General features: G+C 48.4%; 21 protein-coding genes. 12 read left to right on the top strand and 9 right to left on the bottom strand.

Annotated elements, in window-relative coordinates:
- Positions 1–53: 53 nt before the first annotated feature.
- Positions 54–1166 (bottom strand): WD40 repeat domain-containing protein, encoded by a 1113-nt coding sequence (locus AC27N8_RS08815; RefSeq protein WP_487066051.1) that lies wholly within the window; start codon positions 1164–1166, stop codon positions 54–56.
- Positions 1167–1451: 285 nt separating this feature from the next.
- Here AC27N8_RS08815 and AC27N8_RS08810 point away from each other — a divergent pair, with 285 nt between their 5' ends.
- Positions 1452–2306: a PHP domain-containing protein gene (locus AC27N8_RS08810; RefSeq protein WP_487066049.1), complete on the top strand. Its 855-nt coding sequence runs from the start codon at positions 1452–1454 to the stop codon at positions 2304–2306.
- Positions 2307–2431: 125 nt separating this feature from the next.
- On the top strand, positions 2432–2956 hold the full coding sequence (locus AC27N8_RS08805; RefSeq protein ID WP_487066047.1) for a GNAT family N-acetyltransferase: 525 nt from the start codon (positions 2432–2434) through the stop codon (positions 2954–2956).
- A 189-nt stretch (positions 2957–3145) separates the two neighbouring features.
- Here AC27N8_RS08805 and AC27N8_RS08800 read toward each other — a convergent pair whose 3' ends face one another.
- Together AC27N8_RS08800 and AC27N8_RS08795 are read right to left on the bottom strand one after the other, a co-directional pair.
- A complete protein-coding gene (locus AC27N8_RS08800) occupies positions 3146–5071 on the bottom strand; it encodes a bifunctional homocysteine S-methyltransferase/methylenetetrahydrofolate reductase (RefSeq protein WP_487066045.1) in 1926 nt (641 codons plus the stop codon).
- A 312-nt stretch (positions 5072–5383) separates the two neighbouring features.
- Positions 5384–6148 carry a 2-phosphosulfolactate phosphatase gene (locus tag AC27N8_RS08795; protein ID WP_487066043.1) on the bottom strand — a complete coding sequence of 255 codons (765 nt, stop codon included), beginning with the start codon at positions 6146–6148 and terminating at the stop codon, positions 5384–5386.
- Between the two features lie 287 nt (positions 6149–6435).
- On the opposite strand from AC27N8_RS08795, the gene AC27N8_RS08790 reads away from it, so the two are divergent.
- The 4 genes from AC27N8_RS08790 to AC27N8_RS08775 all read left to right on the top strand — a co-directional run bounded on the left by AC27N8_RS08790 (position 6436) and on the right by AC27N8_RS08775 (position 11476).
- Positions 6436–7473, top strand: a complete 1038-nt coding sequence (locus tag AC27N8_RS08790) for an ADP-ribosylglycohydrolase family protein (protein ID WP_487066041.1) — start codon at positions 6436–6438, stop codon at positions 7471–7473.
- Positions 7474–7671: 198 nt separating this feature from the next.
- The gene (locus AC27N8_RS08785; RefSeq protein WP_487066039.1) at positions 7672–8400 is read left to right on the top strand and encodes a histidine phosphatase family protein; all 729 of its coding nucleotides are present in this window, start codon (positions 7672–7674) and stop codon (positions 8398–8400) included.
- Positions 8401–8595: 195 nt separating this feature from the next.
- Positions 8596–9630: an NAD(P)-dependent alcohol dehydrogenase gene (locus AC27N8_RS08780; RefSeq protein WP_487066037.1), complete on the top strand. Its 1035-nt coding sequence runs from the start codon at positions 8596–8598 to the stop codon at positions 9628–9630.
- Between the two features lie 163 nt (positions 9631–9793).
- On the top strand, positions 9794–11476 hold the full coding sequence (locus AC27N8_RS08775; RefSeq protein WP_487066035.1) for a CocE/NonD family hydrolase: 1683 nt from the start codon (positions 9794–9796) through the stop codon (positions 11474–11476).
- Between the two features lie 123 nt (positions 11477–11599).
- Here AC27N8_RS08775 and AC27N8_RS08770 read toward each other — a convergent pair whose 3' ends face one another.
- Together AC27N8_RS08770 and AC27N8_RS08765 are read right to left on the bottom strand one after the other, a co-directional pair.
- Positions 11600–13288 carry a L,D-transpeptidase gene (locus AC27N8_RS08770; protein ID WP_487066033.1) on the bottom strand — a complete coding sequence of 563 codons (1689 nt, stop codon included), beginning with the start codon at positions 13286–13288 and terminating at the stop codon, positions 11600–11602.
- A gap of 241 nt (positions 13289–13529) precedes the next feature.
- Positions 13530–14276, bottom strand: a complete 747-nt coding sequence (locus AC27N8_RS08765; RefSeq protein WP_487066031.1) for a hypothetical protein — start codon at positions 14274–14276, stop codon at positions 13530–13532.
- Between the two features lie 1031 nt (positions 14277–15307).
- On the opposite strand from AC27N8_RS08765, the gene AC27N8_RS08760 reads away from it, so the two are divergent.
- The 4 genes from AC27N8_RS08760 (at position 15308) to AC27N8_RS08745 (ending at position 19927) form a co-directional block, all read left to right on the top strand.
- Positions 15308–16474 carry a WD40 repeat domain-containing protein gene (locus tag AC27N8_RS08760; protein WP_487066030.1) on the top strand — a complete coding sequence of 389 codons (1167 nt, stop codon included), beginning with the start codon at positions 15308–15310 and terminating at the stop codon, positions 16472–16474.
- A gap of 463 nt (positions 16475–16937) precedes the next feature.
- Positions 16938–18026, top strand: coding sequence for a fatty acid desaturase family protein (locus AC27N8_RS08755; RefSeq protein WP_487066028.1), 1089 nt, complete (start codon positions 16938–16940; stop codon positions 18024–18026).
- 285 nt (positions 18027–18311) lie between these two features.
- On the top strand, positions 18312–18692 hold the full coding sequence (locus AC27N8_RS08750; protein ID WP_487066026.1) for a hypothetical protein: 381 nt from the start codon (positions 18312–18314) through the stop codon (positions 18690–18692).
- A gap of 230 nt (positions 18693–18922) precedes the next feature.
- The gene (locus AC27N8_RS08745) at positions 18923–19927 is read left to right on the top strand and encodes a DUF4349 domain-containing protein (RefSeq protein WP_487066024.1); all 1005 of its coding nucleotides are present in this window, start codon (positions 18923–18925) and stop codon (positions 19925–19927) included.
- Positions 19928–20044: 117 nt separating this feature from the next.
- Here the strand turns inward: AC27N8_RS08745 and AC27N8_RS08740 are convergent, their stop codons facing one another.
- Entirely contained in the window at positions 20045–20353 is a 309-nt protein-coding gene (locus AC27N8_RS08740; protein ID WP_487066022.1) for a hypothetical protein, read from the bottom strand.
- 418 nt (positions 20354–20771) lie between these two features.
- On the opposite strand from AC27N8_RS08740, the gene AC27N8_RS08735 reads away from it, so the two are divergent.
- Entirely contained in the window at positions 20772–21413 is a 642-nt protein-coding gene (locus tag AC27N8_RS08735; protein ID WP_487066020.1) for a hypothetical protein, read from the top strand.
- A 67-nt stretch (positions 21414–21480) separates the two neighbouring features.
- Here the strand turns inward: AC27N8_RS08735 and AC27N8_RS08730 are convergent, their stop codons facing one another.
- The gene (locus tag AC27N8_RS08730) at positions 21481–21873 is read right to left on the bottom strand and encodes a response regulator (protein WP_487066018.1); all 393 of its coding nucleotides are present in this window, start codon (positions 21871–21873) and stop codon (positions 21481–21483) included.
- Positions 21874–22201: 328 nt separating this feature from the next.
- Entirely contained in the window at positions 22202–23812 is a 1611-nt protein-coding gene (locus AC27N8_RS08725; RefSeq protein WP_487066016.1) for a gamma-glutamyltransferase, read from the bottom strand.
- A 377-nt stretch (positions 23813–24189) separates the two neighbouring features.
- Between AC27N8_RS08725 and AC27N8_RS08720 the strand changes: the two genes are divergently transcribed.
- Entirely contained in the window at positions 24190–25941 is a 1752-nt protein-coding gene (locus AC27N8_RS08720; RefSeq protein ID WP_487066014.1) for an MptA/MptB family glycosyltransferase, read from the top strand.
- Positions 25942–26030: 89 nt separating this feature from the next.
- Here AC27N8_RS08720 and AC27N8_RS08715 read toward each other — a convergent pair whose 3' ends face one another.
- Complete coding sequence (locus tag AC27N8_RS08715; RefSeq protein ID WP_487066012.1) at positions 26031–26816, bottom strand: ABC transporter permease family protein; 786 nt, start codon at positions 26814–26816, stop codon at positions 26031–26033.
- Positions 26817–26841: the final 25 nt, after the last annotated feature.

Genomic DNA, 26841 nt, shown 5'->3' with positions numbered 1-26841 from the left:
CATCTCATCGCGACCAAGCATCTGACGCGACGTTTGGTCGTGATGCTCCTTGATTAAGCTGTATAAATGCTCCAGACACGAATCGTGTTGTCGTATGAGGAAGTCACAATCTGGTCTCCGCTCGGCGACCAGGCCAGATTCGTGATGGTCAGTGTGTGTCCTTTATATGAAGTTGTTTGACCATTGGCAATGTTATAAATGAGTGCAAAACCTTTGGGATCAGGAAATTGTGGACTACCGCCGGCACAGCCCAGATAATGCCCATTGGGCGACCAGGCAATTGCTAGTATTGGTGCACCGCCGCTCGGAATCGTATATTGGGCAGAGGTTTTGCCAGTGGCTACAGTAATAACTTTGATCTTTTCACCATCGTCATATGCCAGCAACTGGCCATCGGGCGACCATGCCAGCGCATTGGCTGCACCTTTGAGCGTCAGGATATTCTTGCCAGTGCGGCTATGCCAGATACGGATGGTGCGTTCAAAGATGCCTCCGATAATATTGTCGATGCTTGAGGCCAAAAATTGGCTGTCGGGTGACCAGGCCAGGCGTGAGACAACCTGTCCTCGATAGGTAAGTACAACCTTGCCTGTGATCGCATCACAAATATGGACGCTGGCTCCCTGCACGTCACTGCCAGACAAGGCGATCCGCTTGCCATCGGGCGACCAGGCAACTGCATTGATGTAAGACATGCCTGCGGAGGTCATGACTTTGGCGCCTGTGTGTGCATTCCAGATTGTCATTGGAGAAACTGGCTGCACATGATGTGTATCAGTGGCTGTTTGGGCATTGGGCTCGATGCCGCCCGCGGTTACAAGAAAGCGACCATCCGGCGACCAGGCAAGGACTACGCCATCCTGAGATTGAATACTGGTTAGTGTCTTGCCGGTCTTTGCATCCCAGATCTCAATGGGCGCAGAGTTTCCTCCAGAGGCGATGAGATCGTCGTGAGGAGACCACGCCAGCGCATTGGTGAAATTGTTCTGTCGTACCAGTAACGTCTGGGGGGTCGAAAGCTCAGCCATATATTTTGCTGCCCCCACAACTCCTCTATATTTTAGCTCAAGTCCGGCCGCCACTAATCCCAAACCAGCCAGACAAAGAGAACGACGAGGTATGTTCTGAAGATATGTATGGGTGGAAATCGCCACGCGAGTTCGCATATATTATATCCTTTCATCTTGTGGCCTTTATCGGCCATGTACAGAGATTATAACGCCTTATATGCTCATAAACATAAAATATATATTAAGAAGCCATAAAAATCCATAAATATAGAAGAATTCATGCATACTTATTTTAAAGCGATATTACCTGCCTGGAGACATGACATTTTCGTGGCTTGATGTGATACGTTATGTAGAGGCTCTCTTTTTTGAGGAAGAGGGGCTTGCCAAAGTGCATAAACTATTGCGTATATAGGCGCATTTACTAGAAAGGATTCTCCATTGGAACTACTAACTTCGCATCTCGTACTCTCTTCCGATGATGCGATTGACTTACAGATGCATACAACCTATAGCGATGGATTGTGGACCCCTGAAAAATTGATCGATTATTTAGTGAGTGAGCATTTTGCTCTGGTCGCAGTCACCGATCATGATCGTGTTGAGGTCTCCGCCTTGACGCAGCAGTTGGCGGCACAGAAGCAATTACCCGTGCTGGCGGCGGTTGAAATGACCACAAAGTGGCATGAGTATCCGACTGATATCCTTTGTTATGGTTTTGGTCCTCAGCACGAGGAGCTGAAGGCGCTCGGTGATGCAGTGATACAAGGCCAGCAGGAGAATATCCATGCAGTCTACGAGGATCTTATCCACAAAGGATACACCTTCCCGCGCCAGCAAGCTGTCTTGCCGCATAGCAATGGGATGCCGCTCCATTTTGACGATATTGCACGTTTGCTGATCGTACATAAATATGCTCCTAACACGCTCACTTTGTGGAAGATATTGACCGATGCCGGACTACGCTCCGTTTCAAGCGATTGTGCGGCAGTTGTTAAGGCGGCGCATCAAGCGGGAGCGGTCTGTATTCTGGCACATCCTGGACGCGACGATATTACGCGTTTTAGCGAGACAATGCTTGATCAACTGCGCCAGGAGGTTGATCTCGACGGCCTGGAGGCATATTATCCTTTGCATACGGATGAGCAGCGTGAGATGTATCTTGCATATGCACAGACACATCAATTGTTGGTCAGCTCAGGATCGGACTCGCATAGCTCCAGTCGCAAGCCGATCAAATATCGAGCCGAATTATGTCGACAATTGCTTGAGCGCGTCGGTATTCAGGTCAAATAATCCTACGCAACTGGCTGGATATGTCCATGTATCATGAGATTGTGAGTTTTTGAATAATGGTATCCGTTGCCATCTGGCTATGATTTATAACGTGGTGTGACTAAAAATGTAAGGATTGAATTATTATGATCCGTGGGAAAAAAATATGTATACGCCCAGTAACAAATGCAGATCTATTATTAGTAGGTGCGCGAGCTAATGACGTTGAGTTTATCAGCTCATACAATAACTTTGGCTTTACCCCAGAGCGGCACTTCACAGATGCATTTGAGAAGAATGGATTATTGAGCTCCACATCTGGGACACTCATTGTCGCGACATTGAACGATCAGTTTGTCGGCTCTCTCTCTTATCATACTGTCCGCTATGGACCGAACGACGGCAGCAGCGCTTACAATATTGGTATTGAGCTATTGCCCGAGCATCGTGGACAAGGATATGGCGTAGAGGCACAAAAGCTGCTGGCGCAATATCTTTTTGACACCTATCCGATCAGTCGTGTCGAGGCTTCAACTGATGTTGAGAATATCCCTGAACAGCGTGCACTGGAAAAAGCAGGTTTTAGCCGCGAAGGAATTATGCGTCAGGCCCAGTGGCGGAGCGGTCAATGGCACGATCTGTTGATGTACAGTAAACTCCGTCACGAGTAGCGTCGCACGCTTGCGTGCGATGTCCCACTCGACGTACGAAACACCCGATCTCGGCACGCAGTGCTGGGGAGCGATATCGTACGAGTTACTGGGACATCGCACGCGAGCGTGCGACGCTACGGTGTCCTCGCTGCGCTCGACACTTATTCTGGGAACACTTCGAGATGTAGTGTCCCCATGGCAAATGAGTTACGAGGATATGATACGTGAACGTACGACATTACGAATGTAAGGGATAAGTTCACCTATGAGCTCAAAGCGGTCAAGCGGCATGATATACGCACCTTGTACCTCTGGTGCCAGAACATCGAAAAGCTCCCTCGTGATCTCCAGACCGACGGTGCCACCAGACTCTCCAGCCAGGCGCAGGCGGGTTCGTATCTCCTCAGGAATTACAATCCCGGGCACCTCATTGTGAAATTTTTCGGCCTGCTGATACGAGTGCAGAGGCTGTAAACCTATCAAAATGGGAATGGAGATTTCTCCATAGCGATCTTTATACATCTGGATGAAATTTAAGTAGATCTGAGCGTCGAATACAGGCTGAGTCATGATATATTGCGCTCCGCCTTCGATCTTGCTGTGCAGGCGTGTGAGCTCCAGTTCGATGTCGGTGGCCACTGGATTGGCGGCGCATCCGATGAAGAAGGAACTGGCAACGGCCAGCTTGCGGCGATTAGCATCCCGTCCCTGGTTGAGACTACTCAAAATGGAGATCAATCCGATGCTATCGACATCCCAGATGCCCGTTGCATTTGGAAAATTGCCACGCCCGGGAGGATCTCCAGTGACGGCAAGAATATTGTGAATATCGGTGGCGTGTGCTCCGATGAGGTCACTCTGGACTGCCATCAGATTGCGGTCGCGTGGTGTGAAGTGCACGATAGTCTCAATCCCGACGTGCTGCTGGATCAGCCGGGCTGCTGCGACATTATTCATACGGACCAGAGCCATGGCATTATCCGTGATATTAATCGTGTTGGCTCCGCTCTCGCGAATGAAGGTAGCGTTCTGGAGGAAGCGCGTAAACTTCACGCTTCTGGGAGGGCTCATCTCCACGCTAATCACGAAGTGATTTTCTTGTAGCCATTGTGCAAACTGTGTCGAGGCTGGTGGCGTATCTACTGGAGGCGTCGCAGCTTCCTGATTGCGCTCGCGTATGGCCTCAAGCGTAGCAGTTGATGGTTGAATTGTCTCCTCAAGCGTTGTTGCGGGTGTTAACTCGGCAAGCACATTGTGCATGGCCGCGATATGTTGGGGGGTGGTTCCACAGCAGCCACCGATCATTCTGATGCCGATATTGAGGAAGCGACGTGTGTAATCAGCGAAGTAATCAGGCGTCGAGACATAAATAAATCTATTGCCAACGCGTCGAGGTAGGCCAGCGTTAGGCTGGACCGCCACGAAGAAATCCTCGGTCGCATAGCTACACATGCTCTGAGCCACATCAAAGATACTGGCGGGTCCGAGGGCACAATTAACTCCAACGACATTGGCGCCCAGATCGCGTAGCGTCTGTGCCACCATCAGAGCATCCTCGCCGCTCATGACCGTGCCGTCTTCTCCAAAGGACATCAGGGCTACGACAGGTAGGTCGGTGAGTGTGCGCACAGCCGTCAACGCCTCGCGCATTTCGGCCAGATCGGACATCGTTTCAATGATCAAGAGGTCAACGCTCGATTGGAGGAGTGCTTCTGTCTGTTCGAGAAAGGCCGCTCGGGCGTCCTCTGGCTGGATGGTACCGATCGGAGCGAGGGGACTTCCCAGTGGTCCTATGTTCCCGGCCAGGAAGATTGGCTGTTCGCTTAATTCGCGCACCTCACGGGCGATTTTTGCGCCGGCTCGATTGATCTCATAGACTTTATGCTCTAAACCATGCTCGGCGAGACGAAAGCGATTTGCTCCAAAGGTGTTGGTTTCAATGATCTGAGCGCCGGCGGCTACGTAGTCGAGGTGGATTGATTTGATGAGCTCGGGTTCCGTGAGATTAAGGTGTTCAAAACACCGTTCGTAAGAGATCCCTCGTGCATAGAGCTCAGTTCCCATTCCACCATCGCACAGTAGCGGTCCATGCCGTAATCGCTCTAAGAATGGATGTTGCGTTCTTGTAGTCATGATAAAGCTTTCTCAGCAATGTAATACGATCCGATGTCCTGAAGGTTTTCTGCACTTGCAAATAATGGCAATTTCTGTCAGATAATAAATATCTCTGTTCATGAGTTGTGATTTAGCCTTATTTAAGTATATCATATCTATCATCACGCATGTGATTTTATATAAAGAAAGCAACTGGCGTTTCTTGTCGAAAAAAGAGTCCTACACAAACGTACACCTTTGTAGTGTTGATTGGCTATGTGTAGGAGTCATATCTGCTCTAGAAGTTTTTTGATCATGGGTGTCGTGATGAGACTATTTATCGGATACGTTTTAAATTTTGATCAGTTCGGAGGCTGGACTGGCAAGTTGCAGCAATCCTGTCTGATCCTCGATACCTGTCACTGTGGGCACATAGTTGCTCCCACTCTTTGTCAGGCAGTACTCGATATCCCGTTGGTGTCCGATAGCGAGCAGGTCAAGGGATGATTGCGCCTTTTTGCGGAGAATAGCCGGTGGATAGTTTTCGTAGATTGTGATGGCACCATATGTGCTGTCATGGATGATCAGGTGAGGATACTGGCGCAATAATTCTTGTGCAAGATATCCTGCACATGCCGTGTCTTCCAGCGCGAAATGACCGTATTCAGCCGCACACACAATCGAGATATTGCTATCTTGTTCCTGTGCAAGTTTTAACGCTTTAGCTGTCACTGCCGCTCCATTATAAAAGCATCCAGCCAGACGAACACTGTTTTCTGGACAGGCGAAGAGTGCTCGTGTGCCATTGCTGGTTGTCAGCACCAACTCGCGCTCGGTGAGATCCATTTGAGCAAACTGTGCTGGTGAATTTCCATAATCGAATCCTGGAGGGGTCTGAGTATGGCGTTCGCCACACAAGAGCCGTCCCGGAATAGTCTGCCCGGAAGCCAGAGCTTGTTCGAGCGTGTGAGCGGCAAGCACCTGCTTTGCGCCTTGCTCAAACATAATCGTCATCGTCGTGGTTGCCCGCATAACATCGATAACAATATAAATATCATTTTCAGATGGTTCAACGTAGCTAAGTTCGGCAGGATTAAAATAAATTCTGAGCTGCAAAAGACTTCTCCTAAGATTATAAAATTCCTTCTATGATAACTTTGTGCAGTCGCGACATGGCATTATGAGCCTCTGGAGTCGGCTACCCTCTTACTATACACGATTCTGCCCAGAATACAATTATGCGACCTGGCAATAAAATGTACTTGCTTATGTATGTAATAGCCATCCATCCAAAGTGGTGTCGGCCAGGGCGTGAGAATAGCGTGTAGCGTTGCCAGTTATCCTATGTTATATTAGAGCTATTCTATCATTTTGTTTGGCGAAAAAATAGAGAGTATGTATATATGCAAAATCCTATTGATAGCGCCCCGCACATCCAACGTGCTCTGGGTTGCCTCCTGGGAATGGCTTATGGAGATGCTTTGGGGGCTGAGACTGAGTTTTTGCAGATTGATGAGATTCTCAGACGCTATCCGCCAGCGGGACCTCAAGATCTGGCGCATCCGTTGGCTCGAGTAACAGATGATACGCAGATGGCGCTGGCGGTCGGCGAAGCTTTGCTGGAAGCTGTCCGACCGTATACGCTGAAGACGTTAGAAGATCCGCTGCGCGACGCTTTTACCGCCTGGAATGAGAGCCCGGATAATAATCGTGCTCCCGGCATGACCTGTATCCAGGCTTGCGATTATCTGGCCTGCGGCCTACCCTGGTACAAGGCAACGATTATCCGCTCGAAGGGCTGTGGAGCAAATATGCGCGTGGCTCCGGTGGGCCTGCTCACGGCAAGCAAGGACGGCGTGACTGTCCCGGAGCGCGCAGCGATTGCGCAATTTCAGGCAGCTTTAACGCATGGTCATCCAACAGGTCTGGCTGCTGCCGATCTGACGGCCTACGCAGTGGCTGATCTGGTGGCGGATGGCGATCCAGCGGACCTGACGGCTAGATTGATTGATTATGCGCAGAGTCAGCGTACCACGTATCATCACGACTGGCTTGGACCACTCTGGCACCGCTCTGGAGCGGCTTCGCCGGAGGAGTTTATCGGACGTGGCTGGGATGAATGTCTGGCGGCATTGACTCGCTTACAGCATGCTTTGTTCCACCTTGATCGTCGCACTGATCCCTGCCTGGCAACCGGCGCGGGCTGGATCGCAGAGGAGGCATTGGCTACAGGACTGCTCTGCTTTTTAATGCATCCAGATGACGCCGTCTCCGCCATTCGACGCGCAGCCGTCACCTCTGGCGATTCCGATTCTATTGCGTGCCTCACTGGAGCTTTTGCTGGGGCTCATCTGGGATTGAATGCCTGGCCTGCTGCCTGGCTTGAGCGCATTGAATATCAAGAGCGCCTGACCCGTCTGGGCAACTTCTGGGATGCCTGAGATGTATGCACTCAATACTCTGAAGAGAGGAATAAAATCCCTTTCGCTCACGACGTCGGTGAGCTTGATCTCTTTGGGGAGATGATTCTTTTATTTGAACACTATTGGACACTTGGGCTTGCTGTCTTCGTGCATGAGTTTATTGTATAGTATCAATGATGTTTCTAATCGATGTGCAAGAGGAGATAGGAGCAATTCTTGACTACTACTGATCTTTATTTGATTCGCCATGGCGAGGCGCAGGCTGCACTGCTGAATGTTATTGGTGATACATCGTTGTCGCCGCTTGGTGTGACGCAGGCGGAGCATCTGCGTGATCGTTTGATGGCAACCCATGAGATTAAGGCGGATGTTTTTATCGCCAGCACCTTGCTGCGTGCGCATGAGACGGCGTCGATTATTGCGCCGGCTTTTGATGTGCCGCTACTGCTGGATGATGAGATTCAGGAGATTCGTCCAGGGGATGCCGCAGGGATGACTGTCGAGGAGTGCAATCGTATATTTGGTTGGGTGGATTTTAAGGAGACTCCTTTGAAGCCGATGGCTCCCGGTGGCGAAAATTGGGGGCAGTTCGTGTTGCGTGTCGCGACGGCTCTCGATCGTATTCTCCGTGCATATGAAGGGAAGACGATCGTGCTGGTCTGTCACGGTGGGGTGATCGATAGCTCGTTCCTCTATTTTTTGAAGGTAAGCTCTTTATCGTATCCTCCGTCCGGCTTCAAGACGCGCAATACCTCGATTACGCACTGGCAGAAGAATGATGATGCTCGTCGGCGTTGGCGCATGATGCGCTACAATGATGCCTTTCATCTCTATGATATTGATACTCCCGTGAGGATTCCCTGGGAGCAGATCCGCCACGCGCCAGCCTCGGATATGGATCGTCCCACCGTTCCTCTACCTACTGAGGATGCTTCTGAGAACTGATGAGCGACTTGCGTTGGCGCTAGCCACTTGGTTTCTGCGACTTGTTGCGATTCCTGGTTGTGCGTTTTTTTGAGTCCAAGCTTGAGCAGAGATGCGTGCTATAATAGGCTATGGGTGTATAAATAGACGATGTCTGCTTGATTAGTCATGGAATTGTAGTGGGTTTGCTGAGTTGTTAGAGAGAAGGCGTTTGTAATGGTTGCTCTGGTTTTAGAAAAAGCTCATGAATTGTCGTTGCGGGATATCGATCTTCCTACGGATCTGGGACCACATGATGTACGCATCGCGATTTCTACAGTCGGTATCTGTGGTAGCGACGTTCATTATTACGAGCATGGGGCTATCGGCCAATTTATTGTGCGAGAGCCTATGGTGATGGGGCATGAGGCTTCTGGCACGGTCGTGGAGTGCGGAAGTGAGGTAACTCATCTGAAAGCTGGCGATCGCGTCTGTATGGAGCCAGGGATACCTGATCCTAATAGTCGAGCGAGCCGCCTTGGTATTTATAATCTTGATCCAGCCGTCCGATTCTGGGCCACTCCACCCGTCCATGGATGTCTGACACCCTACGTTGTGCATCCCGCCGCCTACACATTCAAGTTACCTGATAGCGTGAGTTTCGCTGAGGGCGCGATGGTCGAGCCGCTTGCTGTCGGAATGCACGCAGCTACCAAGGCGAAGATTAAGCCCGGCGATCTGGCTGTAGTGCTGGGAGCGGGTCCCATTGGGATGGTGACGGCTCTCTCGGCTCTGGCGGGTGGCTGTAGCCAGGTGGTGATTACGGATGTGGTTCCAGAGAAACTTGAGCTTGCCCGGACACTCGGCTCTATCGTGCCGGTGAATGTGGCGCAAGAGAGCCTCGTCGATGTTGTGAATAAGCTGACCGATAATTGGGGCGCGGACCTTGTCTTTGAGGCGAGTGGTAATGCACGTTCGATTGCCAGCGTCTTTGAGCCGCTTTGCCCTGGTGGTCGCGTGGTCTTTGTCGGTATGCCGAGCGTACCTGTGCAGGTGGATATCGTAGCCGCTCAAGCCAAAGAGGCCAGTATAGAAACGATCTTCCGTTATGCCCATATGTATCCGCGTGCGCTGGCACTGCTTGGTAGCGGCAAGATAGATGTCAAGCCTCTGCTGACTGATAGCTTCGCTTTTCAGGATAGTATTCAGGCGTTCGAGTATGCAACACATGTCAAGCCTACGTCCGTCAAGATACAGATTGTTCTGCCGTAAGTAGCATCCTCAATCAGATTTTTAAGCGTCGGTATGATGCGAAGCGAGCTGCAAGCAAGCATCATACCTCTCTTACGCAAGTTCCGCCCCGTATATCCTACACACCTCTCACATGATACTTTGTGGTAGACTTTAGCTACAAACATCTGGTAGGGAGTGTTTCATGACGAAAATATCATATCCTCGTGAGCTACAAATCCAATTTGACCAGCGTGTGCCTATGCGTGATGGTATTACACTTTCAGCTGATATTTACATGCCAATAGGCCAATTGGAGCCGGTTGAGAGATATCCGGTAATTTTATCGCGTACTCCGTATATGAAGGCTAGTGTTAGTCTGGATAAGATTAAGTATTTTATTCGACGTGGTTATGTTTTTGTCTCGATGGATGTGCGCGGACGTGGCGATTCAGATGGCGAGTTCGTGCCGTATTTTAATGAAGGTTTGGATGGCTATGATGCTGTGGAATGGTGTGCCAGTCAGCCGTGGTCCGATGGGAACGTTGGGACGCTTGGCTCATCATATGGAGGTCGTATTCAATGGTTGGCCGCTGTCGAGCGTCCTCCGCATCTAAAGGCCATGATCGTGCTGGTTCCCCCCTCTGACCCTTTTGTCGAGACGCCTACCGGGACGCCAAGTCCCATGCATCTGTGCTGGCTGCATCTGGTCAGTGGGCGTACCCTGCAATCCATGGATCTGGTTGAGTGGGAGCAGGTCTATCAGCATCTGCCTCTGGCGACGATGGATGAGAGCGTGGGACGCCGTATCCCCGTCTGGCGGCGCGAGATGCAGCATACTCAATTGGATGATTATTGGAAGCCACTCTGTTATCAAGCCAAATTTGAGCAAGTTGATGTGCCGGTTCTCCATATTTCAGGCTGGTACGATGATGAGCAGATCGGTACGCCACTCAACTATATCGGTATGACAACCCGAGGAGCCACGGCACATGCGCGTGCTCATCAGCGTTTATTGATGGGTCCATGGGGCCATGCAACCAATGCCGATGATCGGCTGGGAGCGGTCGAATTTGGCCCACATGCCATCATCGATCTGCTGGCTGAAGAGGCACGTTGGTACGATCGCTATCTGAAAGGGGAGGTGGTTGATGTAGGTGGGCCTGTGCGCCTGTTTGTGATGGGGCGCAACGAGTGGCGTGATGAACAGGAATGGCCTCTGGCGCGTACCCAATGGATCCCATATTACCTTCACAGTCAGGGACACGCCAGGAGCAGATCCGGTGATGGTACCCTGTCCACGCTGGCACCCGCTGAGGAGCCAATCGATACATATAATTATGATCCGCTCAGCGCAGTTCCCTTTATCACCGATGCCACCTCTTCGCAGATCGGTGGCCCCGATGATTACTCATCTTTGCAACAGCGCAATGATATTCTCGTCTATGTCAGCGAGCCGCTGGCGACCGATGTCGAGGTGACTGGTCCAATTAAAGTGGATCTCTATGCTGCTTCTTCGGTGGCCGATACCGATTTTATGGCGATGCTGATCGATGTCTGGCCCGATGGCCTTCGCCAGCGTCTCTGCGATGGGATGGTACGAGCACGTTTTCGTCTGGGTATGGAGCGGCCTGCTTTGATCGAACCTGGTCAGATCTATCACTACACCATTGATTGCTGGAACATTTCGCAGGTCTTCAAGGCTGGACATCGTATCTGCTTGCAGGTAACATCAAGCGCTTTCCCTAAGTATGATCGTAACCAGAACACCGGAGCGCCTCTGGGTATAACGACTGAGACTATCGTGGCAGAACAGCGTATCTATCATGATAAAGATCATCCCTCTTCTGTTCTGCTGCCCATTATCCCGCCCCCATCAATCCAGTAGCGTCGCACGCTCGCGTGCGATGTCCCACTCAACGTACGAAACAGCAGGATTTCAGCGAGCCACGCTGGCGTGCCTGATCATACGTCGAGTGGGACATCGCACGCGAGCGTGCGACGCTACTGATTAATACACGATCGAATAAACGGTGTCATTCGTTTGTGTGAAGTTCCAGAGCCAGGCTGCTTCTGTCAGGGACATGTTAATACAGCCATGAGTACCTTCGTTGCTGGCGGCTGGAGCATAGTGTGGATATTGCTTGCCAGGGCCGTAGTCGTCATCAGATCTCCACCAACTATCGTGATAATAGTATTCGCCAACATGATACATCATCGCGTAGTTGATCTTCGTCGCCGGATAATAGAAAGGCGAGTCTTTATTTTGATCGAATGCTTTAAACGTGGCGGGCGCCTGTCGATTGGTAATCGAGGTAAATCCAGGAGGAGATGGTTTCTCTGGCATACCACTGACGACCAATGTCGAGTGTATAAGCCTTCCATTATCATAGACGCGCAGTGCTCCGTTATATGTCGATGTGACAATGACTTTGCCCGATGTGACACCGAGCTCCTGCATCAATTGCAGATCGGCTTGATGAGCTTGATCCGCAGGCGTTGAATCGACTGCATCCTTCGTCTCAGCTTCAAAGAGCACCTTTTGCTGTTTGGTCGAGTCGATAATAGCTTGATAGTCATCGGTTGTGGAGGCAGCCGATAGCTCTGTTTGTAGATCGTATACGGTGCCGTTCCAGTAATCGTACGCGGTATCGTAGCTCTGACCGTTCCAACTGTCATTATATTGGTGTGCGTGGCCCCAATTTTTTGCATCGGTCATCAGTTGCGTGACGTTATGATTGGCCTCAGTTGATAACAAGGGAAGCTGAATATCGTCCATATCTTTTGTGATCTGGGTGGAGAACTGGTTGTATTTCCCATCATCGAGCAGCTGCTTGTCGGCATCATGCTTGGCTTGATAGGAAGTAGCGGTACCACCATAACTCTTGAGTGCATCGATGGAGGTCTGAAACTGGCTGAGTTGCTCCTCTCCCAGATAAGGGATCGCTTGCGTCGTCATCGCATTGGCGGTCTGCGTTTGCGCATTGAGTTGATCGATGATTTTATCAAAATCGCTGGGTTTGGTGGCGACTCTAAATTGCTGAACATCTGTCGTGACCTGCTGGTCAAGAGAAGAGGTATCCAGCTTTGAGGTCTGCATCGTTTTGATCAGATTTTTTAGGTGAGTGAGATCGTCGTTAGCGGTGCCGAGCATCTCAAGGGACTCAGTGGCCTGCGTTGCTTGCTGACTGACCTGCAAAAAATCCCCGGGATTTTTGGCTGCGTTCATTTTCGTCTGCACTGTGGTGAGTGTAGGAGAGAAATTTTGCGTTTCTACATAGCCTTGTAGCTGACGCTGTGACAGGATGGTTGAGAAGGCTTTGACATCTGTTGAGGCTTGCGCCCCCATTTGTTGGGTCTCTTGATAGACGAGTCCCTGGACCTGGACCGTTAATGTCTGATAGTTTTTAGAAAGATTTGTATAATAGTCTGTTGATGGCTGGCTTGAAAAAATTGAAATTGGTGCTTGTGTATTTTGAACTTTGTTTTCCTGGGCAATAATTGGGTTGAGCAGATCGGTTGGTACGCCTATGCTGCGGGCATTGGCAATGGCTTTATCTAGCGCTGTCTTATTGACTGATGCCTGGTTTTGAGTTTGTGGATTGCCACAAGCGCTCAAGAGCATCATGACAAGTAAGGCTACACTCAGTATCGGCAACGTTCTTTGTAGACGTTGTTTGGGGGTCTTATGATGGACCATGATAAGATGTGCCTCCTGGGATCCATGAGCCTAAAAGATCTATTGGGCTAATAATAATATTTTATATATATCTCTCTATATATTATAAGTTATTTGAACGTCAAAATGTCGCGCTCTTACGACCAAATGTAATACGAAAACAGAATATACATCCAAACTCGTAGGTCTGAGGCTCTTGATTGTGTCGGCACTCTCAACTATTTAGTAAACGTGCTCCTGAGGAGGATTTTGGGGATAGCTTTTAGATAAGCTCCCCCCAAAATGGAATGGCTTTATAAGAGCTATAACGCTCCTTCGTTATCTGCCTAGCCTCTGTATTGACACGTTTCAGTTCCTGTTTATCCAGATCCATGAGGTCTGAGAAATCTTTACAGAGAAATGAGTAGAAATCAGGTGCGTAGACGACTATGTCCGATTGTCGAATCGATACAACTGGATTTCCTTCCTGATAGGGCTCGCTGAGGAGGAAACGATGATCATAGATAGGTATCAACTTTGGAGCCTGTGTGATAAGCACCTCAATCTGTTGTCGCTGGCCATATTTCGTGACGGGCTTTCTGCCCCAACCAGATTTCCACGCATTATTATGAATAACCTCGTAACTCAGATCATCGATAATTTGTTGATAGGCATTTGTAATCAGATGCGTGTCGGTCTGCCAGTTATGGAACAAAGATGAATCTGCAGGGATGATCTCACGGGTGTCGCCATCGTACGTAGCGATAGTGATAGGCTGATCCAGGCAATGCAGAAATTTTAAAAAGAGACGATAATCAGGCGGAAAACGCAGTGACCAGCGTTGCTCAAGCGCGTCTATCTCAGGATCGCTAAGTCCGGACCATTTCGTATTGGGCCGCCAAATATAACTTATTTTATCCTGCGCCAGAAATTCCTCAAATGTAAGGGGCTGATGTGAGCGCCATTTTCCCTCGGTCTTATCTCTGAGCTGGGTGAGAAACTGTTCATTAATAATCTGTGTTTGTGGCATAAATAGTTTACCTCTACTGGCTTGTGTTGGCTTAGATGATGCGTATACAAGCCTAATATGCTTAACCTTTCTTGTCAACAGCAAACAAACAAGGAGCAGTCCTTTTTTTGCTATTTGGTCATCCTTATCCGCAGATTAGATAGTATTTTCCCTTTTAAGAAAAGACCTCCAGAAAGACAGAGCAGTTTGGAGCAATCTTCCTGGCGCATTATTTATCATATATTGTGTAATTTGTGATGTGTGTCACTTAAAACCTGTGATATGTAACATTGTTTGTCCACTGCAGAAAAAGTATACTGTATCCATAAGAGATACATCAAAACAATCTGATGCCTCTTATAAGTAGCGGGGTTACTGATTTTAATCTTGATAAGTACAAGAGAACAGTTATGTTGAAAGGGAAAATCATGAAAATTTCTAACATCTTCCTTGCAAGCCAGAGCACCAACACAGCATCCCAGGTTGTGGGCATAGAATTAGATGATCAGGCGTTGGAAAGTGTCAGTGGCGGCTGCGCAAGTAGTACTTTTAACGGCGGTCATGGTTATAATAACCATCCTGTTTTTCACCATGAGAATCATGGATATGGATTTCATCAGCCATGTCATCCATGTCCTCCATGCCCTCCCCATCATCCTAAAAGATGCTACTAAGCGCAATCTGATCCTCTAAGTTGCTTGCCGGTGAAAGATAGGGAGAGCAAAAATTGATCCTCCCTTGTATGCTGCTATACGCTATCCTTGTCTTTTACCTGTCAAAAGAGAGACGAATAACCTTTAACTTTAGGTTGAGGTTATTCGTCTCTCTTTTTATACACAGCCTTATGCGCAAAATTTACAGTTCACTCCTGACTTATTGTTCATCTGAGGTGGCAAAAATCTGATGGATACAAAACGGTGTGAGTCTCAACGATGGTACAGAGAAGTCGATAGCTACGTAGCTTATTTTATGGGTCTTGTATTAGAGCGATATTCTCATTTATAATGAGAGGCACTGTAATTTATTATATAATATATGTGAATGAGAGAAACATGAGAAACAGCGGACCATCGACTTTTTCTTCGCGAGCAAATACGCAAAGGTTGGTTTGGTATGACGATCAGCCCGCTCGTATCCAGCATGGAGGTGATCTGACTCTGCGCATGGCATTCATGCTGGTGCTTCTGTTACTTGTTGTTTTCACTGGAGTATTGTTTACTCAGGTCCCTTTCTTGAATAATCAAATGCCTGGCAATATGGGGGATACGATTTTCACATATAGTGCTCAGGCGACGACCGGAGTGTCGTCATTATCCTGGTCGCCGGATAGTCAGCGTGTGGCCTCTGGTAGTTCTGATGTACGTGTCTGGGATGCTATGACTGGAGACCATGTGCTTACCTTGAAGGTAGCCAGTGCCAGGGGCATGATGATCAATGCGCTCAGCTGGTCGCCAGATGGTAAGACGTTGGTAACCGGAGGCTCGGAGATTGCTTTGTGGGATGCCCAGACTGCTCATAAAAGATTAGTCTATAAAACGCAGGCTGAGAAGTCCTATCCTAAGGGGATACTTGTCGTCAATGCTCTGCGTTGGTCGCCAGATAAGCAGACAATGGCGGTCGCCTATACTTATAAAGTTAGCTCAACTGCTAAGAAGACGCAGACGACGGTCAATTTGATCGATGTATGGAAAATTGCCAATGGGCAACATCTTTATACGTATAAGGGTAATCAGGGCCAGACCTTATCGCTGGCCTGGTCGTCGGATGGCAAACGTATTGCTTCGTCGGGGACGAACGGTACATTGAATGTGTGGGATGCGACTACAGGCAAGCATGTAGTTAACTATGCCACCACGGATAGTGTCTTTTCTATAGATTGGTCGCCAGATGGCAAATATCTGGTTTCGGCATCAAACACGGCTGTAAAGCTTTGGGATGTGGCTATTCCTGGTAAACCTCTGAGTACGCTGACAAATTATTCGAGTACGAATGCTCTGGTGGCCTGGTCGCCGGATGGTAAATATCTGGCTTCTGCGGATACGACGATCCATATCTGGAATCCTACCACGGGCAATGAACTTTTTAACTATACTGATCTGCCTGCACCTATTAGCTCATTGAGTTGGTCGCCAAATAGTAAATATCTGGCTTCTGGCAATGCTGCGCTCGATAGTACTACTGGGAGCACTGGCCAGGTCAAAGTCTGGTATGTCCAATAAATCAATGCACACTTTCTAAGCTTCTATATTATAAATGCCAATCGAGGAGGAGTTTTTCCCTGCTTGATTGGCAATCTTTTTGCCCTCTTGCCACCCCCTCGCTGAGAAAAATACCCGAAAGTGCCTCTTTAGGGACATTTAAAATTGTCGTGAAACAAATTCGATACTTTTTATCTCTTACTAGTGATGCCTATTTAAGGGGACGTGTAATTACAAGAAAGTTTTTTATACGCCAATCTAGCTGTTTTAGATTGTAAAGAATGAAGAGTTTTCCTGTTTTCACGAATAAAATAGGCGTGTACGTTGAATTCGTAACTAATCATTTTTCACCCATAGTACTACAAAGTAGCTGATTTGTCTTATATCGAATCTCGTACACAAAATGTGATCATTTTCAGCCATGGGTGCTGATGAGAGATTTCAACTTCTAGTCTATTGTTTTGTCAACAAGGAAACCATTTTAATGAATAAGAATGCATTGCTTGATTCGCCAGACGGTGGTTCGACGCTCCCATCTCTTGCGCTAGCTACTACTGACACATCGAGTCGAGAATATATCGCACTGAAGCAGTTGATGAAGAAGCGTGGCTTATTAGAGAAACAACCAGCTTATTATACCTATAGAGTTGCTATTCTGGCTGGTTTGATGACCATAAGCTTGCTTTTTCTCCTCTTCGTTCCCTCCTTTGGATTACAACTGCTAAACGCAGTCTTTATGGGATTTGTATTTACGCAGCTTGGCCTATTAGGTCATGAAGCGGGCCATCGACAAATGTTTAATCATGCATGGCAGCATGATCTTGTCGGCTTAGTGGGTGGGAATGTCCTGGTTGGTATGAGCTATGCCTGGTGGATGGATAAACACAACCGTCACCACAGTCATCCCAACGAAATTGACATGGACCCGGATATCGAGATACCATTCCTCGAATTTACCGGCAAAGAAGATCTCGATAGTTTGAGCCCCTTTAGACGCTTTCTTGTGAAGCACCAGGCAATCATCTTGATCCCTGCCTTGACTACCGTATCGTTCGGTCTGTGTATTAACAGCGTCAAGTTTTTACTGCGTAACAGACCAAAACATAACTTCCTGGAATGGGCAACATTGGTAGTGCATTATACATTTTACCTTGGACTCATCTTCACTCATATGAATATCTGGCAAGGGCTTCTATTCATTGTGATCAATCAAGCCTTCACAGGCTTCTACCTGGGATCAATCTTTGCTCCGAACCACAAAGGCATGCCTGTCCTGGACAAAAACAGCAAATTAAGTTTCTTACATCGTCAGGTTATGACTTCACGGAACATCCATGCTCATCCGGTGACAGACTTCATTTATGGTGGATTGAACTATCAGATTGAGCATCACCTCTTCCCCAGTATGCCACGTAACAAGCTGAAAGAAGCTCAAATCCTGGTAAAAAGCTTCTGTGTTGAGCATGAGATTCCTTATCACGAAACAAACATTAGCCAGTCGGTTAGAGAGATCCTGGGACATCTGCACGAAATTGGGGCTCCTTTACGTGCGCGTAAAGTCAAGATGGCTTAACCGCAGCTAGAGATTATAATTTCAGATACAAGGGACGAGATGGGCTATGGGATAGCTATCTCGTCCCTTTTCATGTCATCTTGCTGCTCAGATGGAATTTTTGATCAGGCTCTATTTGTATTCTCTTTCGCGCTTGAAGAGCGTCAAGTAATAGTGAAGAAAGTATGAATAGCGCAACGGTGTAGACACAAGGGGCAATTTGTATCTGGATGGGTCTGGAAGGTGTGTTCTGCCTGTACGTCGATGCTATAATGAGCAAAACTATACAACGTAAGGGAAAGAAAGATGGATTATTCAGATCAAGTGCCTTTGTCTGAAACGGCTGCTATTGGGCCTGAATTGACTTCTGAGTATCAAGTTGGGGTGGAGACGATCTTTGTGGGTTCTGCTCTACATAAGAAGACGCTGACTTTTATTCGTTACGCTTTGCTTTTGGATGCGATCGATGAAGGTTGGTTATATGAGCAGCAAGGGTGGATGTTTAATCAGCTCCAGTATTATCGTGAGGCGATCGATGCCTTTGATCGGGCTCGTCAACTGGGATACGCCAACGATGGCTGGTTGTATAAGCAAAAATCGTATGCTCTCAATAAGTTGGAGCGCAGCGATGAGGCTCTTGAGGCCGGTGAGCGTGCTCGTCGCCTTGGCTATGTTCACGAAGAGTAGATGTTGATGTCTTTGCGTTGAGCTGAAACTTTCTTTGTTTTTGTGATGTTCAATGTGATTCTGAGAATGAAAAACTGAGCGGGAACTATTTGCCAGCATACAGCGTCTTGTATATGAATATCGGAATACTCTGTTATTCATGGGGCAATTTTATTCAAAGATAGTGTATGCATATTCACTCATTGTCCTACTTTCACTATAACATCGTGATATATAAAGGAGTGGGTCTCATGGCATCTAAAAGATCATCTCAAGGTAAAGTATTATTTTTATGGGTTTTTCTTAGTATCGTACTTGTAGTTTTTCTTGCCGCCTGTGGCTCGGCTACTTCGAGTTCTTCTACTGCTACCTCATCGCATTCTATCTCAGAACCGCAAAAATCTGCTGCGAATCCTGGCAGCATCAATGGACCAGCTCAACCGAGCTATACATCGAAAAGTAATGATGCTTCAACGCAGAGTACTGGACCTTCTTATCTGATTAAAACGCTCAAGGTGACGATGCAAGTCCAGGACCCGCGTAAGGTTGCCAGTACGATGGCGGCCTGGATTAGCGTGACCGACCCCCGTTCAACCTCAGCTGGAGCCAATATTACTCAGAGTACTAATCCCAATGCTAATGCCAATTCTTACGAAGTAGATCTCACCTATGAGGTTCAGGCTGCTCTCTATCCAAAAGTATATGCCTATCTGCGCGATTATAATCTTCAGAAAGGCACCAATAGTCATATGGTGGGTTTTAACGAGACGGTGCAGAACGTGACAGATGATTATATTGATACACAATCGCGCATTAAGAATTATAAGGGTGAGCAGGCACGCCTTTTAACCTTTCTTAGCCAGGCTACGAACATCAATGATGTCCTGTCAATCGAAACAAAGCTGACCGAGGTTGAAGGAAACATCGAATCCAGTGAATCTCATCTGAACTCCCTGACGAATCAGGTGAGCTATTACACAGTGACGATCGATCTGCAACCATTCGCCCCGACTATGCCTGCACCACAGGCCACACCAGATCCCGGTTGGTCATTCAATCAGGTGGTGAGCGGTGCTTTTGGCGCCTCGCTCGATTTTGGACGGAGTTTGCTAACCTTCCTGATCTGGATACTGGCCTTTGCTATCTATGTTGTGCCTGCCTTGCTGATTGTCTTCATGATTGGAAGATATCATCGTCGCATCTCATTATACTTTGAGCGCCTCTGGCCGGTACCGACTCCGCCTAAAACCAAGTAAAGTTTTTTCATCTCTTTACGGTTAATGATCCGTAGAGTGATAAAAGTTTCTCTATTGTGACGTCAGTAGATTATGTAAGCTAGCAGAAGAACCTGCTAGCTTACGATTTTGATTGTTTTACGCATTTTCTTGTACTTGTTGGTCGTTCTCGATCTGAAACTTGACATCGTTCTCAGAGATGCTACTGTAGTCTGGATGGAGCTTAAAGGTGACATCGCGTATATTTTTGGCACGTCGTGAGTATTCTGTCCCTGACAGCCGTGTGAGCGAAGCGAGCAGTTGATCGATATGCTCGGGTGTACCAAGGTTATGGATATCCATCAATAAGACGGCACGGGGGTCAATCTGGGTATCTTCGACTAACCTGTGCAAGGTGATGTGATGCTGAAGCCTGGCTTCTTTGAACGTGATGCGGCTACCACTCATAGATCTTTACTTTCACTATCTTTCTTACTACTTTGCATGCATCTGCCTGGATGAAATCCAAACTACATTCATGTCCCCGTCTATTAAGACGATTTAAATGGAACATATTATGTTGCAAACTCTTCCATCTGGATAAAAGTACCAATACTATTTTTGGGAGGGTATTCGCTTCTTACCCTTTCCCTGACCTTTACTGACCAAGTGTATCTTATTCTCTCTATTTGGTGTATTCTGCATCTCGTGGTAAGATCAAAACAGATACTGCAAGGAGTCGCCAGCGAGCAGATGTTTTCAGGGATGAAAATTCCTGAGCCAGACTATTGTCGTTAGAATGCTATTGGGATTGTTATGTGGAGAGAGGAATGTCATGATAGATTATCGAAACAGGCAATTGCTTCGCCGAGGAAGCTTTATCCGCATGATGCGTTTTAAAATAGTTGCCATCATCGTACTGGCGCTTGGAGTAATCATCCTGGGGACCTGCTGGCTACAAACGTCATCGTCATCAGCACATACGCTGAGTAACGACCATGTCGGTACAGAAACAGGCACGCGCCTGGATCTGAGGCAAGCCCTGACCCCACCTGTCGGCCCCCATTATACGATGAATGTCTACTTTTCCAGGCCCATGACCAGTGGAGCTCCTCTGGGGACAACTTTTCCTGTAAAGCGTGTCGATCCACTCCTGAATCACGTTGGATCTGTTGGAGCTCTGGCCAGTTATGCCATTCAGCAACTCATCATTGGTCCAACGCCATTAGAAGTGCGAGCCGGTTATAGATCGATGGTGCAACATGCCCTGTTTGGCAGATCAAATTGTGCAGGACAGCAAAGTTTTGTTCTCGCTGTTGATAAAAAAGGCACACAACCGAAGCCGGGCACGGCTACTATCAGATTATGCCGTCAGATCTCTTCTGCTGGTATTGGAATGGATGCCGGGATTCGTGCCGAAATTGGAGCGACACTTAAGCAGTTTGCCACGATCAAAAATGTTGTGATTTTGCGTAGCGATGGTCATTGCTTCGGCGATGAAAGTGGGGTTGATCTCTGTCTGCGTTAAAACTTATGGAGAAAAGACCTTAGTAGCTTGCTTACTTAAGGTCGGAAAGGGTCGTCGCATCCAGGACTTAAGGCGTCTGGATGGGAGAGAGGGAAAGCATCCTCTGGACCACTTGCAGTAGCTCATCGACATCGAAGGGCTTGAAGACGATATCAACGAGTGGCATCGTCGATCGATCAATCTTTCCCTTTAATTCGTGTTCCGCGGCGGTGCACAAAATTAAGGGGATCATTGTTGTCGCTTGACCCTGTCTGACAAGGTTGAAAAATTGCCAGCCTTCTTGTTTGACTCCCATCATAAGATCAAGGATAATCAAGTGCGGTCGGATGCGTTCTACCTCGATGAGATCAGTATATGCGGTATCATGGGTATATACCTCGTAGCCCTCGGTTTCCAGGAGTAAACGGTATAATTCCAGGATATCTGGCTCATCTTCAATGACGAGAATGCGTGTTGTCACGTGCTTACCTCATGCAGTAGCAATTTTTCTAAGAAATCTATCCGAATTACTGGATTGTCTACCAACAAAGGCGAAATAAAGAGATACTTCACGGAAAAATTGATGATGACCATAAATTTAAGCGTTGGATACCCATAGTATACCAGAAGATCGAGGTTTTTGCTCATAGGTATTTTCCGAGATTTTCAGTAAAATTTCTTGCAACGTGAAAATTAAATAGTAGCACAGGGGTTTTACGCCCCTGTGAGGTTTCAATGCAGTATAAGTAACATTTCGTGTGAAATAACATGTAAGATGTGTAAAGAGATCCATGAAAAAGTGTCTGACGTTACTCGTTGACAATTGTCAGGATTCCGGTCCCGGGGCCTATGTTAATGGCCGCCCAATAACCAGTATCTATGTCGGTGGCTGGCTGGAGTGGTTGCCCCATCTGCTTCACTTGCTGTATGATATCAGGAGCGAAGTTTTCTATCTGAATGGCCTGATTGGATGTGCTGGCGTTGTTTTCAGTAGCGTAGTTGCCCCAGCGTGGCAACCCGATCGATGCTTCGATACTCATCTGGTGGGCCAGTATGTTTAGCGTGTTTTGGATGTTACATCCGATGGAGCCTGCACCCATAGCCCCGGCTGCCAGCAATGGCTTACCGGCTTGTAAGACGATGTAGGCGATGAGCGGCTCGCTTACCCGTTCTCCTGATCTGGGAAGTCGCCTCTGAAGTTGATCTGCGCTGCTGTTCAGCGCGATTCCTTCAACAAAGATACCGGTGTCTCCCCACGCGTCCGACGCATTGGTGTGCGCGGCGCTGATGATATTTCCTATACGGTCGACGATGACAATATGATGCGCGTTGATCTCGATGGCTGGTCCTGAGTGTACGCTCTCTTTGTTGCGTATGGATGCGGCTATCGTTTTGGCTTGCTCTGGCGTAAAGGTCTGCTTGAATGCCGTTTGCATGGGAGCTGATGCGCTTTGAGGGTCGATGTGTAAGTCGGTCGCGTTTGTGACTGTTTTGAAGATCTGTAATTCTTCAAATAGTGTTTCGGCCGCTTCGGTGCGTTGTGGCCTGATGTGCAATTCAAGCTCTTCGGCGATGGCGAGTGCGTAGAGCAGCATCGCTCCTCCATAGTGTGGTGGCTGGAGTGTGTGGATTTGATAGTTGAGGTAGCTACCACGTAAAGGTGGCTCCCAGTGTGCCTGATAGAGCTGCATGTCTTCCAGGCGCATCGTTCCTCCATACCGGTGTATGGCATTGATGAGATGGCGGGACCATTCTCCTTTGTAGAAGTAGGTTGTTCCTCGCAAGGAGATTTTTTTGAGCGTTTCGGCCAGCTGGGGCTGACGGAAGAGGCTCCCTTTTTCGGGTAGCTTCCCGTCTGGAGCAAAGATGGCTCGCCCTTCTGGGTGTCGCAGGAGTATGTCTTGACGCCGTTGTAACGCCTCTATATAGGCATCACTGAGGAGAAAGCCCTCACGGGCAAAGTAGATCGCTGGACGCCAGAGATCGGTCCAGGGGAGCACTCCAAAGCGATGCCAGAGCGTTTCTAAACCCGCAACGACTCCTGGCACGAGGACGGCTCGTCCAGTGCTGCGATGCGCGGCATGATCATAATCGTTGCTGTCGTTGAGGACACGATTGAAACCGGCGTTTAAGGTGTGGGTTTCTCCACTTATCGATTCATGGATGATGAGTCCAAGTGAGCCTGCGAGTGTGCTGGTTCCTGGCTGGACAACGCTGTCTACTGCGATCATTGTTACCAGAGCGTCCGCTGCGCTCCCTCCAAGTTGCAAGACTTGTCGGCCTGCGTAGGTGGAAAGGGGATGATGGTTCGCGATCGCTTCTTGCGTCGCCTGAGCCGTTTTCTGTGGGTCGCTGGTGGTGTTGTCAAGTAAAGTGGCAAATTGTTCATGATCCCAATGGGTCGGATTGAGCGATGGCATAGAGTATATCCCTTCTATATGGTGCTTATGAACAGCTGTCTTTTGCATTTCTTGCAGTTTATTGCCAGGAAAAGAATTTATCGCTCCTTGTAGGTTTCTATCTTGTGTACTTCTGTTATGACGTATGAACATGCAGCGCGTTAAAAACTTGCAGAGAGTCAGTACCTTTTTTGTGCTAAGCAGTTACCTTGACTTCTTTCTCTCGTAGTAGACAAGTGTAGTGTATGTTCAGAAGACGTTGTGGGCCTCATAAGGTGCGAACGTATTGAGTGTAGAAAAAAATTTGCATGAATAAAATAATTGAAACAAGGCAATCAATAGAAAATAAAGCTAGGGAACGCTCTGGTGTGCGTCCATGGTTAATAATAATTTGCACGATGGCTTTTGTCATGTGTATTCTGTTGACTCTAACTCCCATTGCTCGCATTGGTCATTTGCGTGCTATTGGCTATACCATGGATATTGCCACCCCTGCTGGATTTTCTCCCTTAGCCATGCCGTTTCTGACGGCCTGGGGAAGATGGTTACCATTTTATCTCTCCAGTCATTTCCAGACTCCTCTTGGGCTCTATTTGACTGCTGATTTTGAGGTGCTGGTGCTGATTGCTCTGTCCTTTGTTGCTTATACTGTGATGGCCTTCTTGATCGCTCGACGCGCTTTGCCGGAGCAGTTGCGTTTGGTGCGTCGCTGGATGTGGATCGGGATGATTGCGGCGGGTTTGATCTTTGTACTGACTCCTGGTATGGCTTCAAAGGATCTCTTTGTCTATGCCGACTATGGAAATCTGGTGGGTGCTCATGGAGCCAATCCTTATTTTACGACGCCTGCGGAGATCTCGCACGGCGATTTACTGACGCGTATCGATGGGTGGAATACCGTTCCCTCGGCTTATGGACCCGTTTGGATGTATCTGTCAGGTCTCCTTTCCCTTATTTTTGGCGATCATCCACTACCATATTTTTATATCTATCGATTAATTGCGTTGACCTGCCATATCCTCAATGTTGTGCTGATTGGACGCATCTTGCGTAAATTGAATCGATCTGAGCGTACTGTCACCTTTGGCATGTTACTCTACGCCTGGAATCCTCTGATGCTCTTCGAAGGTCCTTTGGGAGCGCACAACGACGTTTTTATGAGTACTCTGATGCTGTGGGGACTTTTGTTGTGCTTTAGCGCCGATCAACGCGGGTTTACGAAGCTGAAGAACTATTGGCCTGCGCTGGTGGTCTTGACGCTTGCTGTGATGGTCAAATTTACCTCTATTCCACTGATCATCTTCTTTTTACTGGTCCTGGCAACCAAAACGCTGGGATCTCCTCGCACACCTGTGCGTGCCATGCCCTGGATGGCTGCACTGAAGAATGTGCTGGTCGCTGGTGTGATCTCCGGGGCGCTGGTCCTGGCCGGCTATCTGCCTTATTGGATTGGTCATAGTATAGGTTCCATCGCGGATAGTTTTGGAGCTCCTCCCTCCTCAAGTGGAGCTCAGAATTCCTTGATGCGTGTCGCCATCAATCTGATCTATTCCAGAGCTGCGTCTGGCAGGATCGTTGATACGCTGGCGAGCCGCAAATTCTGGAGCATCATCGATGTGGTAGCAATCGGGATCGCGATGCTTATCGGTGCCTGGTATGCCTGGCGTGCGCCCTCGGTACGTACCCTGATTCTGGGAAGCCTGGCAACCATGACCGTTATCCTGCTCGTCACCCCCTGGTTTTATTCCTGGTACGTCGTCTGGCTGATTGCCCTGGTTCCCCTGGCGCTGGCGTTTTCTAATGGACGCCTTACAAGAGCGCTTCTGACTTTCTGTCTGGTCTTTTCGGCCACGGCGTTTGTCACATATATCAGCGCTGCATTTTTACATGTGAATGGCTACCAACTAGTCGTGCGCTACTTCTTAATGATCGTTCCACCACTCGCCAGCGCCGTCGTTGTCTACTTCGTGCCCCCTGAACGCTTTCAATTGGCAATCCTGACAGACTCACCAACCGTCGCAGTGCAGGATGCGTCTGTTCTTGATACAACTCGCCCGCCGGACATCTCTCGTGATGATGTACAAGCCAGCGAAGTGTCTGATCAAGAAGCAAAGAAGCAGAAAAAAACTAGCACAAGTCCGTTACGCTAGATGGTTCCTGTATAGAGGAAATCTATGGAATAGCAGCACAGGCAGTCTCGTTGACGTACGAGACTGCCTGTGCTTTATCAATCCGCTTGTTAGATTTTTGCCATGACCTCTTCACGCTTCCAGATGGCGGCTGAGAAGATGAGTAGCAATCCATCAAGTAGATAGATGCCTGCCACTGCCAGGCTAAAGATCCAGAGGCCCCAACCCACGGCGGTAAAGATCAGTGCAAAGAAGCCGATCCACAGCGCCGTCGTCACCAGAGAGCTGTAGGTCTGAGCCGCTTGAAATGTGCTGACGCGTGACGAGATCACGCTTGCCACCACTGCTCCAAAGAGCGCAAGAGCAAGGGTCATTAAGAGAATCAGTACGGAGAGGAGTATTGGCACCAGGCTCAAGACGTGTGGTTGAAAAAAGAGCACCAGCTCTATAAAGTAGACCATCACGCCAATAACAGTATAGAGAAGTGCTGGCAGGACAGCCCCTAACAATTTTCCAGTAAAGAGTGCAATGTTCGAGGCTGGCGTGACCAGCAGCGGTAGCAAACTGCCACGCTCTTTGTCACCTGCAAAAACGCCTGCCGCCACGCCGATCGAGCTTTGTGAATTCAGTACCCCAATATATGACAGGAAGAAGGCAATTATGGTTCCGGAGAAGCTCCCCTGATGTGGGTCATCAACCAAAGGACCCAGGGTAAACCAGATCATTCCTGTGAGCAGAGCCAGCGAGAAGATCAATGTCGTGGTGGTTGTGCGGCCGCGTAGCGCCTCTCTACTCTGGCGTTGCGCGATAAGCCAGATAGTCGACAGTGTTGAGTTCGGTCGATACGCAGTTGCAGGAAGAGCGGTCACAGGACGCGTCGTCATAGGTGTATTCATTATCATACCTCATCTGTAAAAAAGT

The organism is Dictyobacter sp. Z7_2 (assembly GCF_057551105.1).
The sequence above is the reverse complement of the archived record's forward strand: the minus strand, read 5'-3'. Positions and strand labels throughout refer to the sequence as shown.

Coding starts and splice junctions, on each gene's coding strand:
- AC27N8_RS08815 (WP_487066051.1), bottom strand. CDS start 1,166: ATGCGAACTCGCGTGGCGATTTCCACCCATACATATCTTCAGAACATA.
- AC27N8_RS08805 (WP_487066047.1), top strand. CDS start 2,432: ATGATCCGTGGGAAAAAAATATGTATACGCCCAGTAACAAATGCAGAT.
- AC27N8_RS08800 (WP_487066045.1), bottom strand. CDS start 5,071: ATGACTACAAGAACGCAACATCCATTCTTAGAGCGATTACGGCATGGA.
- AC27N8_RS08790 (WP_487066041.1), top strand. CDS start 6,436: ATGCAAAATCCTATTGATAGCGCCCCGCACATCCAACGTGCTCTGGGT.
- AC27N8_RS08780 (WP_487066037.1), top strand. CDS start 8,596: ATGGTTGCTCTGGTTTTAGAAAAAGCTCATGAATTGTCGTTGCGGGAT.
- AC27N8_RS08775 (WP_487066035.1), top strand. CDS start 9,794: ATGACGAAAATATCATATCCTCGTGAGCTACAAATCCAATTTGACCAG.
- AC27N8_RS08770 (WP_487066033.1), bottom strand. CDS start 13,288: ATGGTCCATCATAAGACCCCCAAACAACGTCTACAAAGAACGTTGCCG.
- AC27N8_RS08765 (WP_487066031.1), bottom strand. CDS start 14,276: ATGCCACAAACACAGATTATTAATGAACAGTTTCTCACCCAGCTCAGA.
- AC27N8_RS08760 (WP_487066030.1), top strand. CDS start 15,308: ATGAGAAACAGCGGACCATCGACTTTTTCTTCGCGAGCAAATACGCAA.
- AC27N8_RS08755 (WP_487066028.1), top strand. CDS start 16,938: ATGAATAAGAATGCATTGCTTGATTCGCCAGACGGTGGTTCGACGCTC.
- AC27N8_RS08750 (WP_487066026.1), top strand. CDS start 18,312: ATGGATTATTCAGATCAAGTGCCTTTGTCTGAAACGGCTGCTATTGGG.
- AC27N8_RS08745 (WP_487066024.1), top strand. CDS start 18,923: ATGGCATCTAAAAGATCATCTCAAGGTAAAGTATTATTTTTATGGGTT.
- AC27N8_RS08740 (WP_487066022.1), bottom strand. CDS start 20,353: ATGAGTGGTAGCCGCATCACGTTCAAAGAAGCCAGGCTTCAGCATCAC.
- AC27N8_RS08735 (WP_487066020.1), top strand. CDS start 20,772: ATGATGCGTTTTAAAATAGTTGCCATCATCGTACTGGCGCTTGGAGTA.
- AC27N8_RS08725 (WP_487066016.1), bottom strand. CDS start 23,812: ATGCCATCGCTCAATCCGACCCATTGGGATCATGAACAATTTGCCACT.
- AC27N8_RS08720 (WP_487066014.1), top strand. CDS start 24,190: ATGGCTTTTGTCATGTGTATTCTGTTGACTCTAACTCCCATTGCTCGC.
- AC27N8_RS08715 (WP_487066012.1), bottom strand. CDS start 26,816: ATGAATACACCTATGACGACGCGTCCTGTGACCGCTCTTCCTGCAACT.